The 19,421-nt window shown below is 55.4% G+C and carries 17 protein-coding genes and 1 pseudogene; 15 read left to right on the top strand and 3 right to left on the bottom strand.

The window, feature by feature from the left end; all coding sequences use genetic code 11:
• Nucleotides 1-175 precede the first annotated feature (175 nt).
• Nucleotides 176-772, top strand: coding sequence for a hypothetical protein (locus BKP64_RS04895; protein WP_070966737.1), 597 nt, complete (start codon nt 176-178; stop codon nt 770-772).
• 181 nt (nt 773-953) lie between these two features.
• A complete protein-coding gene (locus BKP64_RS04900; protein WP_070966741.1) occupies nt 954-1,922 on the top strand; it encodes a DUF6160 family protein in 969 nt (322 codons plus the stop codon).
• Nucleotides 1,923-2,051: 129 nt separating this feature from the next.
• Here the strand turns inward: BKP64_RS04900 and BKP64_RS04905 are convergent, their stop codons facing one another.
• Nucleotides 2,052-2,669: a hypothetical protein gene (locus BKP64_RS04905; RefSeq protein ID WP_070966743.1), complete on the bottom strand. Its 618-nt coding sequence runs from the start codon at nt 2,667-2,669 to the stop codon at nt 2,052-2,054.
• Between the two features lie 224 nt (nt 2,670-2,893).
• Between BKP64_RS04905 and BKP64_RS04910 the strand changes: the two genes are divergently transcribed.
• From BKP64_RS04910 to BKP64_RS04955, 10 genes and pseudogenes are all read left to right on the top strand, one after another.
• Nucleotides 2,894-3,928: a DUF58 domain-containing protein gene (locus tag BKP64_RS04910; RefSeq protein WP_070966746.1), complete on the top strand. Its 1,035-nt coding sequence runs from the start codon at nt 2,894-2,896 to the stop codon at nt 3,926-3,928.
• Complete coding sequence (locus tag BKP64_RS04915) at nt 3,925-6,012, top strand: transglutaminase TgpA family protein (RefSeq protein WP_070966748.1); 2,088 nt, start codon at nt 3,925-3,927, stop codon at nt 6,010-6,012. The genes BKP64_RS04910 and BKP64_RS04915 overlap by 4 nt, the downstream gene beginning before the upstream one ends.
• The gene (gene holB, locus BKP64_RS04920; protein WP_070966751.1) at nt 6,009-7,040 is read left to right on the top strand and encodes a DNA polymerase III subunit delta'; all 1,032 of its coding nucleotides are present in this window, start codon (nt 6,009-6,011) and stop codon (nt 7,038-7,040) included. The genes BKP64_RS04915 and holB overlap by 4 nt, the downstream gene beginning before the upstream one ends.
• Before the next feature lie 121 nt (nt 7,041-7,161).
• Entirely contained in the window at nt 7,162-7,512 is a 351-nt protein-coding gene (locus tag BKP64_RS04925; RefSeq protein WP_008171779.1) for a PilZ domain-containing protein, read from the top strand.
• 14 nt (nt 7,513-7,526) lie between these two features.
• Complete coding sequence (locus tag BKP64_RS04930; RefSeq protein WP_070966753.1) at nt 7,527-8,450, top strand: alpha/beta fold hydrolase; 924 nt, start codon at nt 7,527-7,529, stop codon at nt 8,448-8,450.
• Nucleotides 8,451-8,538: 88 nt separating this feature from the next.
• Nucleotides 8,539-9,354 (top strand): DUF4892 domain-containing protein, encoded by an 816-nt coding sequence (locus BKP64_RS04935; RefSeq protein WP_070973563.1) that lies wholly within the window; start codon nt 8,539-8,541, stop codon nt 9,352-9,354.
• 5 nt (nt 9,355-9,359) lie between these two features.
• A pseudogene (locus tag BKP64_RS04940) lies at nt 9,360-10,582 on the top strand (patatin-like phospholipase family protein).
• Nucleotides 10,583-10,679: 97 nt separating this feature from the next.
• Complete coding sequence (gene prmB, locus BKP64_RS04945) at nt 10,680-11,582, top strand: 50S ribosomal protein L3 N(5)-glutamine methyltransferase (RefSeq protein WP_070966756.1); 903 nt, start codon at nt 10,680-10,682, stop codon at nt 11,580-11,582.
• A 37-nt stretch (nt 11,583-11,619) separates the two neighbouring features.
• Complete coding sequence (gene aroC / locus BKP64_RS04950; protein WP_070966758.1) at nt 11,620-12,714, top strand: chorismate synthase; 1,095 nt, start codon at nt 11,620-11,622, stop codon at nt 12,712-12,714.
• An 18-nt stretch (nt 12,715-12,732) separates the two neighbouring features.
• On the top strand, nt 12,733-13,938 hold the full coding sequence (locus BKP64_RS04955; RefSeq protein ID WP_198402646.1) for an MFS transporter: 1,206 nt from the start codon (nt 12,733-12,735) through the stop codon (nt 13,936-13,938).
• On the opposite strand, the gene BKP64_RS04960 is transcribed toward BKP64_RS04955, so the two are convergent.
• Nucleotides 13,902-15,059, bottom strand: coding sequence for a PilT/PilU family type 4a pilus ATPase (locus BKP64_RS04960; RefSeq protein ID WP_070966761.1), 1,158 nt, complete (start codon nt 15,057-15,059; stop codon nt 13,902-13,904). The two genes, BKP64_RS04955 and BKP64_RS04960, sit on opposite strands and share 37 nt — an antisense overlap.
• Before the next feature lie 30 nt (nt 15,060-15,089).
• Nucleotides 15,090-15,965: a LysR family transcriptional regulator gene (locus tag BKP64_RS04965; protein ID WP_070966764.1), complete on the bottom strand. Its 876-nt coding sequence runs from the start codon at nt 15,963-15,965 to the stop codon at nt 15,090-15,092.
• 176 nt (nt 15,966-16,141) lie between these two features.
• Between BKP64_RS04965 and leuC the strand changes: the two genes are divergently transcribed.
• The 3 genes from leuC to leuB are packed head-to-tail and all read left to right on the top strand — an operon-like array spanning nt 16,142 to nt 19,337.
• Nucleotides 16,142-17,560, top strand: a complete 1,419-nt coding sequence (gene leuC / locus BKP64_RS04970; RefSeq protein ID WP_070966767.1) for a 3-isopropylmalate dehydratase large subunit — start codon at nt 16,142-16,144, stop codon at nt 17,558-17,560.
• A 17-nt stretch (nt 17,561-17,577) separates the two neighbouring features.
• The gene (gene leuD / locus BKP64_RS04975) at nt 17,578-18,225 is read left to right on the top strand and encodes a 3-isopropylmalate dehydratase small subunit (protein ID WP_070966770.1); all 648 of its coding nucleotides are present in this window, start codon (nt 17,578-17,580) and stop codon (nt 18,223-18,225) included.
• A 38-nt stretch (nt 18,226-18,263) separates the two neighbouring features.
• Nucleotides 18,264-19,337: a 3-isopropylmalate dehydrogenase gene (gene leuB / locus BKP64_RS04980; RefSeq protein ID WP_070966772.1), complete on the top strand. Its 1,074-nt coding sequence runs from the start codon at nt 18,264-18,266 to the stop codon at nt 19,335-19,337.
• The last annotated feature ends 84 nt before the right edge of the window (nt 19,338-19,421 follow it).

Consider the following 19,421-nt stretch of genomic DNA (forward strand, 5'->3'; position numbering starts at 1 on the left):
TTGGAAGAATGATAATCAGGCCACAAAACCGACGTTGTCGGTTTCAAGCTGCCACTGATCTAATGGGATTACTCGGATACCGGCAAGACCATTGCTAAATTGCCCGTTCGGTATTCTAACCGAGTTGGACTGTCGTAGCGTGTAGATCAATGCAAATGAATCAGGAATAACAATTATGCAGATTTTTAAGCCAGCTTTTCTCGCCACCTGTATTGCCCTCGGGCTCACTTCTGGCCCGTTGGTCGCCCAAGAAGGTGAGAAAATGGCAATTCCCAGTGAAGGTGCTTTAGCCGACGGCAGGCTTACCCAGGAGGAGGCCGATGCCTATGCGGCTTTGGCCGCTACCCAGATACAAAAATTAACCAGGGTTGCAAAAGATGAGGTTGGCGATGAGCTAAAGGAAAGTGGGGTTGTTATACCCGCGGCTTGGATGATGATGAATGATGGAGAGATAAAGCGTGTGACCCTTGGCAAAAGTGGGGAGCAGGCTGCTGCCACTATGAAGGTTTTCATGTTCAGAGCAGCTATGAAGTCGCTTGCCCGTCATGGAAAGATTCTGGGGACAGCGATTGTTTACGCTGGAAATGTGGAGGACAAGCCAAATATACGTGTGCTTGCGATTGAACACGAACACCGTCTTGGAGTTTCGGGTGTTCAAATCGTGCCCTACACATTCGCTAACGGGGAACTGAGTTTTGGGAAACCGTCTACGCAGAAAAAGCCTTACGAACTTTTCTATGATGAGAGAGAAGCGACTCAAGGTGAGGGGTGAATCGGTTACAGTTTGAACCGCTTCGCCTTTTGTAACACTTTGTTTCAGGCTTGTAAGTAAGTGTGAGTGTGTTCACGGAATTGGACTGTAAAACAATCTTAAATGAAGTTGTGAGGTATTGGGCCTCACCCAAGAAAACAAGCTCACACAAAAATAATGATGAGTTTTTAAGGAGATAATTATGAAAGGCCTGAAAAAAATTGCTTTGGCAACTGCTGTAGCTGCAGCACCGTTTGCCGCTCATGCTGACTTACAAGCAATGAACGATAGTGCGATGGGTGAAGTCACCGGTCAGGCTGGTGTGACCATCGAGCTGCAAACCCGCGTAAGCATCGGGCAGTTCAAATACACCGATACTGACGGTGGCGCTGCTGGCGAAATTGGTGGTGGCTCTTTTGCTGTAAATGACATTGAGCTTGGTGGTGCCGGTCTCATTACTGGCGCTAACCCGATCTTTGATACTGACGGTGATTCTGTTCCGGACCTTGCCGCATCACAACTGTTGGATGATCTGTCGATTGATATTGATCTTGCGACCGATGGCGACGCGGTGATTTCTGTACATACCATGAGCGGCCTGCCAATTGACTGGGGGTTCACCGCTTCCTCAATGAATCTTGAGGGAACCGGTGGTGAAAGCACTACTCTGGTATCTGGTTTGAGCGCATGGGGTTTCCTCGGTAAGCTTGACATCACCGTCGACACAGAAGACGCCGCCACAAATTTGGGTGGTACTGGAGACGGCTCTCTGAACATTGATGCCATGTTCACTGTTCAGGACATGGACTTCGATGTGCCATTCCTGGCGGTTGGTGTGCAGGATATGTCTATTACTGGCGCAGGAAGCAACTTCGATCACAACGGTGACGGTGTCGTTGACGCTAGTGACAGTGACCCCGATGGCGACGGCACTCCGGGCAACTCCACTCTGGATCGTCTGACTGTTGGTTTCGCGCATGTTGATATGGACATTTACAAAGGCAATAGTTTTGCCACAGGTGGCCCTGCTGATGTTCTTCGTATCGACGTAAACGATATCGCAATGGATGTAAATGTAGGAAGCGTCCTGATCGGCGGAACCAGCGTTGGTTCTGTTGCTCTGGACAACCTGCAGATTACCGACACCCGACTGGCAATCTACGGTCACTAAGCTGACCTGAGTCCAGAACTGGTGAGACGCCCCGCATAGCGGGGCGTTTTTTTTTTGGACCTTTATATTATGAGGCCGAAAAAAACGGCAACCCGAGGGCTGCCGTTTTTTGTGTTTTGAAGGCCTGCTTTACTGGTCCGGTACTGCAATCGAAAGATCAAATCCGCCACCCGGTCTGGGTGTCAGGCTGATAGGCCCTTCGTTAATGGCTTGCGGAATCTGGATCTGGTCAATGCCAGGCGGGTTTCCTATCGAGAAGTTCAGGTTTTGCCCATCAAAGCCGATGCCCAACTGGTCGTTCAGGAAGGTCTGGGTAAAGGGTTCTTCCGGAATCTGCGCCTGCTGCCCGAAGATTAGTGGCGGAATTGTCGGGGTAAACTCCGCTGGCGGCTGGGCATTCGCAAGCTCTTCTTGGGGAAGGAGCAGGGCACGCCTCAGAAACTCTTCCTCCGCGCTTGCAAGTGCGTCGGTTTTGCCTTCATCAATGTACCGCTGCAGTGCATCTCTGTAAGCTTCTTCTTCGGCTTCGCTCAGCACAGGTTCGCCGGGCGAAATTGTCAGCGATTTTATAATACGTCGGCGGTCTGCTTCGGACTTCTTCCGTTCTTTGGGAACAACGATGACGGCGGAATCCTTGATGTAGGTTTCAACCATTTCGTCAGAGGTCAGGGTCTGAACGCCCGCTATTGCAGGGAAGGATGTGGCTATCCCGGCAAGTGATGCGGCAATCAGGTGTCGGCGTTTCATAATCAGGCCTTTTCATGTGATGAACTCTGATATGAGGCGTCTCTGACGCTCATTCAGTCAGCACGCTCCCTGAGACGAGTATTCGGGGTGTCTGAAAGTAATTCAAGCAGCATCCGGTGAGTTTGTGATCAGAATCTGTGATTTTTAAGTATTGTTATTAAAGCGTCGGTGAGTAGGGTTATATTTCCGGAGTTCTTAACGAATAAAGCGGCCTCAGGGGCATAATGAATAACTATTTCAGGAAGCGCTGGCAACGGTGGGTTAATCGTCGTATCCCTCGTTCGGATGTCCAGCTGCTGAATCAGAAGACTATTTTTATCCTGCCCACGGGGCCGGGCGTAGTGTTCGGTTTTTTGCTGTTGATCATGTTGATTACCGGAATCAACTACCAGAACAGTCTGATCTATCTTATTACCTTCCTTCTTGGTGCCATCTTGGTTGGTGCGATGCACCAGACCCATCGAAATTTGTCCGGCCTTGAGCTCACGCTGGTTCAACCGGGAGAGGGCGGCGCCGGTGAGGAGATTCTCTTCCGGTTCCGCGCTACAGCCGGCCGCGATGACGCCATTGCTGTTGTCCTATCCTGTGAAGAATCCTCGCTGCCATCGGCCCATATACCGGCCGGTCAGGCGAGGGATCTGGTGTTACCGGTTCCATCTGCTCATCGAGGGTACCTCCGGCCGGATCGGATCCGTATCGAAACCCGGTTCCCGTTTGGGCTTTTGAAGGCATGGTCCTGGGTTCGCCCTTCTGCCGCCGGCATCGTGTTCCCGCGGCCTTTGCCCGCACCGGACGTTGTGAGCCTGGTCCAGGACGGAGATGAGTCGTCCAACGCTCTGTCTGTCGAGGGTAATGACCATGCGGATCTGCGTCCTTGGCGGGAGGGTGACCTCAGCCAGAGAGTCATGTGGAAACGTTTCGCAAGAAACGGTCAAATGGTTGTCGCGGACTGGGAAGGCGAAGCGGGCAGCCCACACTGGCTGGATTTTGCGGCATTTCCTGGGGCGGATAATGAATTGCGGCTCAGTTATCTGACCTCGCTGGCGCTTGAGAGAGACCGTGCCGGTGCCAGGTTTGGGTTGAATCTACCGGGTCAGGTCATTGAGCCGGATTCCGGACCCGCTCATACCTTGCGGTGCCTTCGGGCACTGGCGCTTTGGGGCGAGGAAAAGCCACGGGATGCTGTGGCCGAGCCCCATGGAACCCGTGTGCGAGGAAGTGACAGAGCGCCGAATCGTCCGAAAGGTGTAGGGGTATGAGGTGGCCGTTCCGTCACTCCGATACTCTCGGGAATGAATCAGTGGCTGCCAACCTGCCTTCCCGGGCCTTGCTTTGGCTCATCATCAGCTTTGCGCTGTTGCTGTTACCGCAGTGGGATCGACTTCCAGTCTGGCTGGTTGCCGCCTGTGTTGTTCTGGCTGCATGGCGTTGGCTGGCCCAGTATGGGCGTGTGCGTTTGCCGGGCCGGTGGCTGCGAACCGGTATTATGCTGGTGCTGATCTCGGTTTACGTGGCTACGGTCGGTGGCCGGTTTACCGTGGATACAGCAGCGTCATTCTTTGTTCTGGCGGTTGGGTTGAAATGGCTGGAGAGCCGGTCGTTTCGGGATTTTTACGTTCTCTTTTTCATACTGGTGTACCTCGCGACAGTGAACTTTCTCTTTCACCAGGAGATTCTCTGGACACTGGTTAACCTGACGTCGGTTGCGCTGCTCCTTATCGGGCTTCAGGTTCTGAATGCACCCGACTTGCCCAAGGGCATGCAGTCGGGCTGGCGACGGCTGGGGGTGCTGCTCCTCAAGGTGCTTCCAATCGTGATTCTGTTGTTCATTTTTTTCCCGCGTATGGCGCCGCTCTGGACCGTTCCCCTGGTGTCCGGCGAGGCAAGAACCGGTATCAGCGACACCATGCGCCCCGGGGATATATCCAGCCTTGCCCAAAGCAGTGAACGCGCCTTCCGGGTGACCTTCGGAGGAGCACTGCCGGAATACCGCGATCGGTATTGGCGGGGCCTGATTCTGGACTACCTGGATGGGGAAACCTGGAAGCAGGGGCGTGTTGACGCGTTTCCGAAAACAGGGCGAGTGGCGGTTGATGGTGGCATCGGTGACCTGAACCCAGGGGAATATGACGTTTTGCTGGAGCCCACAGATCAGCGCTGGGCGTTTGGGTTAAAGGGATCGCGGGCCATCTCTGACAACGTCACAGAGGAGTCGGAAGATCTGTTTCGTTTCCGTCGCCCGGCAGATTCGGCCGTACGCTATCGATTGGGTCCGGAAGCATCGGGTGAGCAGAGTGAAGCTCAGTTACAACCCGCTGAGGTCAGTCGGTATCTTCAGCTTCCGTCAACGGGGAACCCTCGTGCTCGCGAGCTTGCCCGGGAGCTGAAAGGTCGGCATGAAGATCTCGGAGTTGTTCAGACCCTGCTGTCCCGTTTTCGGGAGCAAGCCTATTTCTACACACTCAGGCCGCCCGCAATGCCGGATGATGGCATTGATACACTGTTGTTCGACATCAAGCGGGGCTTTTGCGCCCATTATGCGGGCGCAACCACGTTTGTATTACGTGCAGCCGGCATTCCTGCACGTGTGGTGGTTGGATATCAGGGCGGACAGAGCGGCGCTGGCGGAGACTATCTGATCGTCCGTCAGTACGATGCTCATGCCTGGGTCGAAGCCTGGATTGGTGGCCGAGGCTGGGTGCGGATTGATCCGACGGCGGCCATTGCGCCGGAGCGCATCGAATCCGGTCTCAGAGAGGCAGTTGCTGACGAGGGCTCGTTCCTGGAGAACGACTGGGCATCCCCCCAGCGGTATGGTGATCTGGCTCTGGTTCAGTGGGCGAGTCTGCAACTGGATCGGATTAATTATAAGTGGCAACGCTGGGTTGTCGGGTATCAGGGGCAGAGCCAAATGGACCTGATGTCACGGTTGCCGGGCGGCATCGGCATGAGAGAGCTTGGTTATCTGACTGCCGGTATCGTGGGCGCGGGTTTGCTTCTGGCCGGTTTGCTTTCGGCCTGGCAAATGCACCGTGGTGAACGCCGGGACCGGTTCCGGAAGACTCTTTCGGCCTGGCACCAGCTGTGTGCTAACGTCGGCGTCCCGGTGCGCACCGGAGAAACACCGGCTGCTCTGGCGTCGCGCCTGGCCCGGGCCAAACCTGCGGCGGCGGATTCAGCGCGTCTTTTTGCCCGGATCGTCAACAGCCATTACTATACTCCTGCGTCAGCTGATGCTGATGCTGATGCTGACGATGCCGATCTGAAACGCATGCGACGGATACTGACTAACATGAAAAGACAATTACGTCGCTCCCATTCAAGCGAAGGAACACGTTCGTGACTGACATTTCCATCGATATGCCCTGGCTCAAGCGCTCATGGGCATCGATTCAGAAAGGTATGACAGAAGACCGTTTACCCCATGCGCTGATCATCACGGGCGAATGCGGGGTTGGTAAGCGGGCGTGGGCAAACGCCGTGGCCGAGTTGCTGTTGTGTGAGCGTCCATCAGGTCAGGAAAATGGCGAACCCGTTGCCTGTGGCCATTGCAAGCAGTGTCAGCTTTACCGGGCGCAAAGTCATCCTGATGTCCGGGTCTATGCGCCGGAAAAATCCAAGATGGTCAAGGTGGACCAGATCAGGGCGTTATCCGCGTTTGCGGTGGCGTCTCCCCAGGTTGGTCATCACAAGGTAGCGATCATCGATCGAGCTGATCAACTCAATATCAATGCGGCCAATGCGCTTTTGAAAACACTGGAGGAGCCGCTTCCCGACGTGACCTTACTGCTCCTTCAGGAAAGCGGGCGACCGGTATTACCGACTATTCGCTCACGCTGCCAGACTCTAACCATACCGACACCCGATACCGAATCGGCCAATAGGTGGTTGGTAAAAAAAGTGCAGGAACTCGATGAGCCGGCCAGGCCGGCGGCGGAGGTGCTGGTGAAAGCGTTAATGCTTTCCGGTAACGCCCCGCGGCTGGCGCTGGACTATGCAACCGGCGATTTCATTACCCTCCGGGACGAGGCGTTCGAGCGCTTCAAGCAATTCATGAAGGGGCGGATCCCCGTGGCCGAAGCGGCGAAATCGTTCAAGGCTCTGGGCCTGGATAACAGCCTCTGGTTATTTGAAGTCTGGGCTGCAGATCTGGCGCGACTGAGTGCAGGCGGAGAGGCGCTGGACACGGAAGCCCGAGAGATGCTGGGGTATCTCGCTCGGACAAGTCCGGCCTGGCGTGCACACGAACTGATGGATATGGTGAAGGAGTCCAGGGCCGCCGGGGTGAACAACGCCAATCCGGAACTGGAGGCCAGCAGGTTATTGATTGCGTGGCAGAAGCTGATGCCATCCAGGCGTCGGGCAGGTTGATGGTGGGTTATTCGAGGCTCTTTGCGCTTTCGCCACCAACAACTGCTATGATTGCGAAAAGACAGGGGTTTTGCATCCCTGAACGATAAGTAACCGAGAAATCACAGGAAAGGTGTCAGTTATGGGGCCCGGATTTGGTGCACGCAGCGGTATTCTTACCCTGACCATCAAGGACAAGGCGGTACTTTACGCCGCATACATGCCATACATCCGCCAGGGCGGACTGTTCATCCCCACCCAGAAACAGTACCAGCTGGGTGACGAGGTATTTCTGCTACTGAACCTGATGGATGAGCCGGAAAAAATTCCGGTGGCTGGCAAGGTCATCTGGATTACTCCAAAGGGTGCCCAGGGTAACCGCGCGGCCGGCATCGGCGTGCAGTTTAATGGAGACGACGAAACTGCGCGTACCAAAATCGAATCCTACCTGGCTGGCTCTCTGAGTTCTGATCGGCCCACCCACACGATGTGAGGGGCGAATACGCCATGAATGATATTGCCATGTCCACCGGCGCGGCCGAGAGCGCCGTGTCGTTCAGGGAGTCGGTCTGGAGCCTCAAACATATCCGTCTTGCAGGTCTGAGTTGGCCGGCCCGCCCTGAAGCCACCCACAGACACCGACCGGTACTGATGCTTCACGGATGGCTCGATAACAGCCTGACATTCGTCAAACTGGCGCCGGAACTGACGGGGTTGTCGGGTGTGCATTCCATCGATATGGCGGGTCATGGCCAGTCCGGGCATAGGCCTGAGGGCCAGAGTTACTTGCTGATGGATTATGTGGCGGATCTGGCTGAGCTTGTGGAGACCTGTTTTGTTGAAACCGGTGACTCGCAGGTCGACCTCGTTGGCCATTCTCTTGGCGGCATCGTTAGCGCACTGTATGCCGCAGCTTTCCCGGAACGGGTCCGGAAATTGGTGATGATTGATAGCCTGGGGGCACTCAGCCGCCCGGTTGAAGAAACCATTCCCCAGCTCAGAAGGGCTATAAAGAAGCGCATTGCCGGCTCGGGACGGCAGGTTGTTTACCCTGATATAACGACGGCAGCGAAGGCTCGGGAGGGAGGGCTAAGCCCTCTGAGCCCGGAAGCGGCGCTGACACTGATTCCCAGAAATATGAAACCCTGCGGTGAAGGCTATGTCTGGAGGACGGATCCCCGTTTGAGGCACCCGTCTCCGCTCATGATGAGCGAGGAGCAGGTTCTGGCATCCCTGAAGGCGATCAGAACACCGACGTTGTTCGTCAGGGCCGAAAAAGGCCTTTTGTCGTATAAAAGGGGACTGGACGAGCGAGCGGATATCATCGATACGCTTGAAGTCGCCCAGGTTCCGGGAGGCCATCATTGTCATCTGGATGGGAACACCCGTCCTGCCTCAGACGCGGTCAAAAACTTCTTAACTGATGAGTAATCCCTTGCTGAAACGCTTTTTTTCATTTTGTCTCATTGCTCTTGCCGGGTTGACTCCTGTTTCGGTTGCTGCCGCAATTCCGGCAGCCATGCCTGAGCCGTTTCCCCAGTCGACGCTGGAGCTTACCAAACCCATCAGCTCACCCGGGCATCTGGTCCTGTTCAGCCCGGTTCGGGAGGTTAACAACGAAATTCGTTCAGAAACCCTGGCCAGACTCCCCGTTACGGGAGAGGGGCGGCTGTACGAAATTGCCCGGGATTCAAGCCGTGAGAAAGCGAGAGATCACTACATCCGCCTGTTGCAGGGGCGGGGTGCCCAGATACTCTACGAATGCACGGGAATTGGATGCGGCCGCAGCAACGTCTGGGCCAACCAGATTTTTGGTCAGAGAGAGCTTTATGGTCGTGACTCCGGTCAGGATTATCTGGTCGCCGGTACCACCGCGGACGATGGCAGTCGCTGGCTTACTCTCGTATACACCGTTACGCGGGGGAACCTCAGGGAATATGTCTGGGTAGAGCACCTTGAGGTCGGGCCCGGTGTCACGATTCCCGGCCTGGGGAGTGTTGACGGCCGGATTCATGGGCCGGTCATCGTACCCTGGCAGGGCGGTATCACCTATCGGTTTGACTGGTCCGCTACAGATCGGCGTAAAATCAGTGAATGGGCGGCCAGCGACGGTGCAATCGTTGTCCTGGCGGGGTTTTCATCTCTTGCTGAGGACGAGACTCTGGAGCAGTCGCTGGCCCGCGCCCGTCAGGCAACGGAATCCCTGTCCGAGGTACTGGCAAAGACCGGGGTGTCCGGGGCGCAGCAGAAACTCATTATTGTCGGCCCGGCTATCGTCTTTGCGGATCCCGAGCGCCAGGGTGATCGGGTAGAAGTAACGGTAATTGCGAGGTAGGAGCGATGGGCACGTCCAGGGACGATAAAGATCGCAAGCCAGAGGGAAGTGGAGAAGAGAAGGACCGACAATCGGGGAGCACGGATGGGTTGTCCTCCATCCTGAAAAGTTCGGACGTATCGTCGGCCGCATCCGGGGTTCGGTCAAAGCCGCCGGCTAATGGCGGGCGCCGCAAAACCGTTGCCCTGACACTGGGAAGCGGCGGCGCCAGAGGCTATGCCCACATTGGCGCCATCGAGATCCTGGTGGAGCGTGGGTACGATATCATTGCCATTTCAGGTTGTTCCATGGGCGCCCTCATAGGTGGCATGTTTGCCGCTGGCAAGATGCAGGACTATAAGGATTGGGTAACCGGATTAGGCCAGTTTGATGTTCTGAAGCTGTTGGATGTCACGTTTAACTCCGTCGGTGCCATTCGCGGAGAGAAGATATTTTCGGTGGTTCGGGAAATGCTCGGCGATACCCGCATTGAAAACCTTCCCATCGCCTACACGGCTGTCGCTACCGATCTTCTGGCCCACAAGGAGATATGGTTTCAGGAAGGCCCGCTTGATCAGGCAATTCGTGCTTCAGTTGCGATTCCCAGTGTTGTGACGCCCCTTGTTCTCGAAGGCCGTGTGCTTGTTGACGGCGCATTGCTGAACCCGCTGCCGATCATCCCGACGATTTCCTCTCACGCTGACATGGTTGTGGCGGTCAACCTCAGTGGCGAAGATGATCAGCACCGGCGTATCCCGGATGCAGCGTTTAGCGGTGGCGCAGAGGGCACAGATACGGATGAGTGGATTGATGCTATTCGTGACAAGGCTTCGCGCTGGTTTGACTGGGATACGCTTAAGTCCCTCGCAGCCCGGAAACCGGACAGTGGCCAGAGCCCTGAAGACAAGATTTCCCGTGCGGTGCAGAAGCGGGAAAACACCAGGCACGAAGAGAAGAAGCACGCGGACAAGAAGCACCAGGACGATCACGAGACCATTGACTGGGACAAACTGGGCATTGGCAAGTTTGACGTCATGAACCTCACCATCGAGACTATGCAGAGCGCTCTGGTTCAATACAAGATTGCGGGTTACCCCCCGATTTGCTGGTTAACGTGCCGAAAAATGCCTGCCGAAGTTATGACTACCATAAGGCACCGGAATTGATTCAGCTTGGACGTGAACGGATGTCGGCCGCTCTGGACCGCTTTGAGGAAAGCCGAAACAGCTCGGGCCCTCTTGCGATTTGAGCGAAACCTCGCAGATCCTGCGAATGCGAGGCTGCAGGGGAGCAGTTAAACAGCGTATAATCGCGCGTTGACATGCTCTGATCGGGAACCGAATTTTGTGACCAGCCACATAGATGATCTCCACAGCGTCCGTGACTACCTGAGATATGCCTCTTCGCGATTTGCAGCCTCGCCGCTGTACTTTGGCCATGGCACCGACAACGCCTGGGATGAGGCGGTTCATCTTGTGATGCGCACACTGAATCTGCCGCTCGAAAACAACACACTGTTTCTGGATGCGAGGCTCGTTCGTGAAGAGCGTCAACTGATCCATGAACGAATCGAACGTCGTATCACAGAGCGCATACCACTTGCCTATTTACTTGGCGAAGCCTGGTTCATGGGAATGCCGTTCCACGTAGACGAGCGCGTCCTTGTGCCCCGGTCACCCATTGGAGAGCTGCTCGAAAATGGGTTGCAGCCCTGGCTCGGCGACAAGCCGGTTCGGCGAATCCTGGATTTGTGTACCGGGAGCGGTTGTATTGGCATAGGCGCAGCGACCGTGTTTGAAGAGGCCGAGGTGGATCTTTCTGATCTCTCGGCGGACGCTCTTGAAGTAGCGGCATCCAATATTGAACTTCACGGGGTCTGTGATCGTGTTCGTACCGTGCAATCGGATGTGTTCGAGAACATTGAGGGGCAATACGATGTCATTCTGAGTAACCCCCCGTATGTCGATGCAGAAGATCTCGCGTCAATGCCGGAGGAGTACCACCACGAACCGGAATTGGGACTTGCCGCCGGTTCGGACGGACTGGAGATTGCCCACAGAATTATTGCGGAAGCTGCAAGTCATCTTGCTCCGGGCGGTCTTCTGGTTGTCGAGGTAGGTAATAGTTGGGTTGCTCTGGACGAAGCCTATCCTGACCTGCCACTTACCTGGCTGGAATTTGAAAATGGTGGCGACGGGGTATTCCTGGTGACCGCGGAAGAATTGCGCCAGTGGCAGGATATGGCTTAAGTAAAGTTCTCATAAAAATTGGATAAGATGCTGAATTATGTCAGGAAACGCCTTCGGAAAATTGTTCACTGTTACCACGTTTGGTGAGAGCCACGGTGCTGCGCTCGGCTGCATTATAGACGGCTGCCCGCCTGGGCTGGAGCTTTCGGAGGCGGATATGCAGGGAGATCTCGATCGCCGAAAGCCGGGCACTTCCCGCCACACCACCCAGCGGCGGGAGGCGGACGAAGTCCGGATTTTGTCCGGCGTTTTCGAGGGCAAGACCACGGGTACGCCGATCGGCCTGATGATTGAGAATACCGACCAGCGATCCAAGGACTACTCCAAGATTTCGGAACAGTTCCGGCCAGCGCATGCCGACTACACATACATGCACAAATATGGCGTTCGTGACTATCGGGGTGGCGGGCGTTCCTCGGCCCGTGAAACGGCAATGCGGGTCGCCGCGGGAGCGGTGGCCAGAAAATACCTCGAGAAACGTCTGGGCATAAAAATCCGCGGTTATCTTTCGCAGCTGGGTCCCATCAAGGCGGAAAAGCTGGATTGGGACCAGGTTCACCAGAACCCTTTCTTCTGCCCGGATGCTGACAAGGTGGCGGAAATGGAAGCGTACATGGATGCGCTGCGCAAGGAGGGAGACTCCATTGGTGCCCGAATCAATGTAGTTGCAGAGGGCGTTCCTCCGGGGCTTGGCGAACCCATCTTCGACCGCCTGGATGCGGATCTGGCGCACGCACTGATGAGCATCAATGCGGTAAAAGGAGTTGAGATTGGTGCGGGTTTTGACTGTGTCGAACAGAAGGGTACTGAGCACCGGGACGAGATGACGCCGGAAGGTTTTCTCTCGAACAACGCCGGTGGTGTGCTTGGCGGGATTTCTTCAGGGCAACCCATTGTTGCCAGCATTGCGCTGAAACCGACATCCAGTCTGCGGCTGCCGGGACGGAGCATCGATGTGAACGGCAACCCGGTCGAGGTCATCACGACAGGGCGACACGACCCCTGTGTCGGGATTCGCGCGACGCCGATTGCCGAGGCGATGATGGCGATTGTGTTGATGGATCATTATTTGCGTCACCGGGGTCAGAATGGTGATGTGTCTGTCTCGACACCGGTCATCGGGCAGCTTTAACCACTTGCCGGATACTGCTTGAGAGCGTTCAATATCTACTGGAGACTGTCCAACCTTTACTTCTGGTTTTTTGCCCTTCTCGGAGGGCTTTTACCGTATTGGTCCCTGTATCTTGACGGGCAGGGCTTTTCCTACCTCCAGATCGCCACGCTGATGGCGACCATCCAGTTAACCAAGATTGTCGCGCCCAGTGTCTGGGGCTGGCTGGGTGACCGGACCGGGCAGCGCGTCCGGCTGGTGCGTTTCGGAGCGATTGTTGGCTCGCTGTTCTTTACCGGGGTCTTCCTTGAGCCCGGTTTCTATGGTCTTTTGCTGGTCATGCTGGCGTTTACCTTCTTCTGGAACGCCATTCTTCCTCTTTATGAGGTAATCACTCTTCGAACGCTGGGCACGCAAAAGGACAAGTACGGCAGGGTCCGGCTTTGGGGTTCAGTAGGTTTCATTGTCGCGGTCGGCCTGGTTGGTGGTGTGCTTGAGCTCGTTCCAATTCAACTCCTGCCCTGGCTGTTGCTTCCGGTGTTTGCGGGCATTGCGGTGTCAGCGTTTCTCGTGCCCGCCGAGCGGGGAGAGCGCAAGCCCGCGGCCCCAAAAGGAAGCCTGAAAGAGATTGTGACGCATCCGGCTGTCGTTGCGTTTTTTTTGATGAATTTCCTGCTCCAGGTATCCCACGGAGCCTATTACACCTTCTTTAGCATCCATCTGGAGCAACACGGTTACGGTAAGCTGTCGATTGGTTTGCTTTGGTCTTTAGGGGTTATCGCCGAGATCGCGCTGTTTCTGGCGATGCACCGGTTGTCCCGTCGCTTCAGCGTTCGGCAGATCGCTATAGGGGCCTTGACACTGACCATGATCCGGTGGGTCTTGATCGCTGAGGTTACCGATGTGGTTGCGGTTCTGATATTTGCGCAGTGTCTGCACGCGGCTTCCTATGGGGCGCTCCACGCCATATCGGTTCAATACATTCAGGGTTTTTTTGGCAAGCACCACCACGGGCAGGGTCAGGCTCTGTACAGCGGCCTGACCTTCGGCGCCGGCGGCGCTTTGGGCGCCTGGATCTCGGGCTTTCTGGTTGATGGCTTCAGTACGTCGGCTGCTTTCTGGGGAGGTGCTGTCGCCATGCTGTTTGCAATCGGGATTACGTGGCGGGGGCTGAGGCCGCCGCCATCCGAAGAAAAAAACCAATCGTCCTATTCGGGCGAGTCGTCCTCATCGTCTTCCATCTGAAGGGACAGACCGCTGCCGGAGGGTGCACCGCTTTTCGGCGATGAGGTGCTTCCTGCGCCGCCTTGACCATGCAGTTTGATTTTCAGGCGGAGGTTGTTTGCGGAATCGGCGTTCTTGAGCGCTTCCTCCTCCGAAATCTTCCCGTCTTTCCAAAGGTTGAAGAGAGCAAGATCGAAGGTCTGCATCCCAAGATTTGCCGACTTCTCCATGATCTCCTTGATGCCGTCGAATTCGCCGCGAAGGATCAGCTCGCTGATTATGGGAGTGCCGAGCAGGATTTCGATGGCAGCACACCGTTTTTTATCGACCGTTGGGATTAAACGTTGCGATATAAACGCGCGCAGGTTCATCGCGAGGTCCATCAGGAGTTGGGCGCGACGCTCTTCCGGAAAAAAGTTAATGATCCGGTCCAGCGCCTGGTTGGCGTTGTTCGCGTGCAGTGTTGAGATGCACAGGTGCCCTGTCTCGGCAAAGGCAAGCGCGTGTTCCATGGTTTCCCGGTCACGGATTTCGCCTATCAGAATGACGTCGGGTGCCTGGCGCAGAGTGTTTTTCAACGCTTTCTGGAAACTGCGGGTATCAACGCCAACTTCCCGTTGGTTCACAATGCTTTTCTTGTGCCGGTGAATGTATTCGACCGGGTCCTCAATGGTGATGATGTGGCCGGCCGAGTTGGAATTGCGGTGGTCAATCAGTGCCGCCAGTGAGGTTGATTTTCCTGAACCGGTAGCCCCGACAAACAGTACCAGGCCGCGTTTTGCCATCACCACATCCTTGAGGATGGATGGGAGTCCCAGGTCATCGGCATTGGGAATGTCTGTGACAATGTTGCGAGCGACGATGGAGATTTCGTTGCGCTGGCGGAAAATGTTGATACGGAAGCGGCCGACGCTACGAATGCTATACGCCAGATTCATTTCCAGCTCTTGCTCAAACTCGGAAACCTGTTCATCGTCCATAATCGAATAGGCGATTTCTTTGATGATGCCAGGAGCCAATGGTGTTCGGTCAATGGGCTTGAGGCTGCCGTGAAACTTGGCGCAGGGCGGCGCACCGGTGCTCAGATAAAGGTCCGAACCATCGTGTTTGGCCAGAATTCGTAAGTAGTCATCAAACCCCATGGAATCTCCTAAGCATGTAAAGTCTCCGAGTCATTGTTGTGTTTCCTCTTGCCGGACAATCTCCAGCAAGGCCCTTGCGGCAAGACTGAGTTGACGTCCCGAAAGCGCGACGGCGCCAAGTACCCTGGCAACAGTAAAGCCAGTGTCCAGCTGATGGGTCGAGTTATCCATCATGCTGACTGGTAAGACACTCCATCCCAGCCCAACGCTGGTCATCATTTTGATGGTCTCAAGATAATTTGTCGGGATCTGTTGCTGTAACGGCAAATTGGCCTCCAGGAACAGGCGGCTGACCGCACGATAGGTCGCCGTTGTTGTATCTGGCAATATCGCCGGATACATGGCCAGATCCTTGAGAGACACTGATTTTTTCAGGGCGAGCTCGTGATCGAGTCCAACCACAAATGCCATAGGATCTGGCCACTGTTCGTATACCATAAAGTGGCTTTCCATACTGTCACTGAGTGTGACGAAGGCCAGTTCTGCGTTGCGTTTGCGCATTTGGGAATAGGCCGCATCCGATTCCATGAACTGAAGATTGAGAGTTACCTCCGGATAGTCTTTAGTGAACCTTCTCAACCAGTTCGGCAGGTGATGAAGTCCGATATGGTGGCTGGCAATGATATGAAGCTCGCCTGCAAGTTCCTGGTTATCGGGTAGTAGCGAGACCCGAGCATTGTGGATCTCGTCCAGAATCCGGCGGGCATGAGGTAACAGCCGGGCACCGGCATCGGTTAATCGAACCTGCCGGTTGCTGCGGTCAATTAGCGTGACCCCCAGCTGATTTTCCAGAGCCGCCAGACGTTTACTGATAGCCGGTTGCGTCAGGTGCAGGAGCTCTGCGGCTTCCGAAAAAGAGCCTTGGTCTACGATGCTGAGGAAGGCGCTGAGAGAGTTAGAATCCATGGGAAATCTCACTTTTGAAGACGAGGCTTTGGTTTGGCCCACTCAGCCTCAAATTAAAGTATTCCTAACTGGAATGTAAAGAATAAAAAACATGAATTGAGGTTATCTAACGCCGAGGAGTATGATAGCCATATACGCAATCAAAACCAGAAACCCCGAAAGATGAGAGAGCAATCATGGCGGGCAAAACGTTATACGACAAATTGTGGGACGACCACCTGGTCAAGCAGCGGGATGACGGTTCGGCGTTGATCTATATCGATCGACAGCTGCTGCATGAAGTGACCTCGCCCCAGGCTTTCGAGGGTCTTCGGCTGGCTGGTCGAAAACCCTGGCGCCTGGATGCCAACCTGGCTGTTCCGGACCACAACGTGCCGACGACCGACAGAGAAAAGGGGATCGAAGGCATTGTGGACCCGGTTTCCCGGATCCAGGTCGAAACTCTCGACAAAAACTGCGACGAGTTCGGTATCCTCGAATTTAAAATCAAGGATAAGCGCCAGGGTATTGTTCATGTCATCGGTCCTGAGCAGGGCGCAACCTTGCCGGGGATGAGTATCGTTTGCGGCGACTCCCACACCTCCACCCATGGCGCATTCGGTTGTCTTGCCCATGGTATCGGCACGTCTGAAGTAGAGCATGTGTTGGCGACCCAATGTCTGGTCCAGCAGAAAATGAAAAACATGCTGGTGAAGGTCAACGGTAAACTTGGGCCGGGGGTAACAGGAAAGGACGTTGTGCTCGCAATCATTGGCAAGATTGGTACCGCCGGCGGTACCGGCCACGCCATAGAATTTGGTGGCGATGCGATCCGTGACCTGAGCATGGAAGCGCGGATGACCATCTGCAACATGTCTATCGAAGCCGGTGCCCGGGTAGGAATGGTTGCGGTGGACGACACCACCATTGAATACGTCCGCGGGCGTCCATTTGCTCCGAAGGAAGAGAGCTGGGAGGCGGCCGTTGAGTACTGGCGTACGTTGCACAGCGATAACGATGCAGTGTTCGACAAAGTGGTTGAACTTGAGGGATCGGACATCAAACCACAGGTCAGCTGGGGCACGTCGCCCGAGATGGTCGCCGGCGTAGACGGCTTCGTTCCGGATCCTGGCAAAGAGGCCGACCCCATCAAGCGTGAAGGCATTGTCCGCGCACTGAAGTACATGGGGCTGGAGCCGAACATGCCGATTACCGGGATTAAGCTGGATCGCGTCTTTATTGGGTCCTGCACCAATAGCCGGATAGAGGACTTGCGTGAAGCCGCAGCGGTGGTCAAAGGGCGCAAAGTCGCGCCAAGCCTCAAGCAGGCGATGGTGGTTCCCGGTTCGGGACTGGTCAAAGCCCAGGCCGAACAGGAAGGTCTCGACAAGATTTTCATCGAAGCCGGGCTGGAATGGCGAGATCCGGGCTGCTCCATGTGCCTGGCAATGAATGCGGACAAGCTGGGGCAGGGTGAGCACTGCGCCTCCACCTCCAACCGCAACTTTGAGGGCCGTCAGGGTTTTGGTGGCCGGACCCATCTGGTCAGCCCCTCAATGGCAGCAGCGGCGGCCGTCACCGGTCATTTTATTGATGTTCGCGAATTGATGAACTGATCCACAGGAGAGAGACCATGCGCGCATTGACGCAACACAAGGGCCTGGTAGCCCCCATGGACCGTTCCAATGTGGATACGGACATGATTATTCCCAAGCAGTTTCTGAAATCCATCAAACGGACTGGGTTTGGCCCGAATCTGTTCGATGAACTGCGATATCTTGACGAGGGTAAACCGGACCAGGACTGTTCCAGTCGCCCGATCAATCCGGATTTCGTTCTGAACCAGGACCGGTACAAGGGCGCCAGCGTACTGCTTGCCCGTGCCAACTTTGGTTGCGGATCCAGCCGGGAACATGCTCCGTGGGCACTTGAAGATTATGGCTTCCGGGTGATAATCGCACCCAGTTTCGCCGATATTTTTTACAACAACTGCTTTAAGAATGGGCTGTTACCGATTGTTCTAAAAGAAGATGTGGTTGATCAGTTGTTCCGGGAAGCTGAGGCTGTGCAGGGTTACGAGCTCGCTGTGGACCTTGAAGCTAGAACAGTGACCACACCCTCCGGAGACTCCTTCAGCTTCGAGGTGGACGACTTCCGCCGTCACTGTCTGTTAAATGGTCTCGACGATATCGGGGTAACGCTGGAAGATGCCGACGTCATCACGAACTATGAAGAGAAACGTCGAAAGACCGCGCCTTGGTTGTTTGGCGCCGGAAACTGAATTTTACAAACTGAAGTGATCTGACACAGGAAAGGATGATGTCCAGAACCGTATTGATGTTGCCGGGCGACGGTATCGGGCCCGAAATTGTCGCTGAAGCCGAAAAAGTGCTGAAAAAAGTAAACGAACAATTTGGCCTGAAACTCAGCTTTGACTATGCCCTGGTTGGTGGGGCCGCGCTGGATGCAACCGATAACCCTTTGCCGGATGAGACTCTGGAAAAGGCCAGGAACGCCGATGCCATTCTTCTGGGGGCTGTCGGTGGCCCGAAATGGGACAGCCTTCCTATGGCGAGCCGCCCTGAGAAGGGGCTCCTGGGGCTTCGGTCAAACCTGAAGCTGTTTGCGAACCTGCGGCCGGCAATTCTTTACCCGCAGCTGGCGTCTGCCTCTTCCCTGAAGCCGGAAGTGGTGTCTGGTCTCGATATCATGATTGTTCGTGAACTCACTGGCGGCATCTATTTTGGCCAACCCAGGGGTCTTCGGGAGCTGGAGAGTGGAGAGCGGCAGGGTTATAACACCTATGCCTACACCGAATCCGAAATTCGCAGAATCGGCCGGGTGGCGTTCGAAGCTGCTCAGCAGCGGGGCAAGAAGCTTTGCTCGGTGGATAAGGCGAATGTGTTGGAAGTTACTGTTCTGTGGCGCGAAATCATGAACGACCTGCGCCGGGAATACCCGGACGTGGAACTCTCTCATATGTACGTTGATAACGCGGCGATGCAGCTGGTTCGGGCACCCAAGCAGTTCGATGTGATTGTGACTGGCAACATGTTTGGTGATATTCTTTCTGACGAAGCGGCCATGCTGACCGGTTCCATCGGTATGTTGCCTTCGGCATCACTGAACGCTGAGAAGCAGGGCATGTATGAGCCTTGCCATGGCTCAGCACCCGATATCGCCGGTCAGGGGGTTGCTAATCCGCTGGCTACAATTCTCAGTGCTGCAATGATGTTGCGTTACAGCCTGGGTGAAGACAAGGCAGCTGAGGCCATCGAAGCTGCAGTCAGCAAGGTACTGGATCAGGGATTGCGCACGGCGGATATCATGTCCGGTGAAGGCCGGAAGGTTTCGACCCGTGAAATGGGCGAAGCCGTACTGGCCGCTCTGTAAGCAGTCATCTGGTCCGGTCGAATTTGAGACCCGACGGCAACAACATGCTGTTGCCGCGGGATCATCCATCCTGTCCCTGCCAGC

It is taken from the genome of Marinobacter salinus (assembly GCF_001854125.1).
Classification (GTDB): domain Bacteria; phylum Pseudomonadota; class Gammaproteobacteria; order Pseudomonadales; family Oleiphilaceae; genus Marinobacter; species Marinobacter salinus.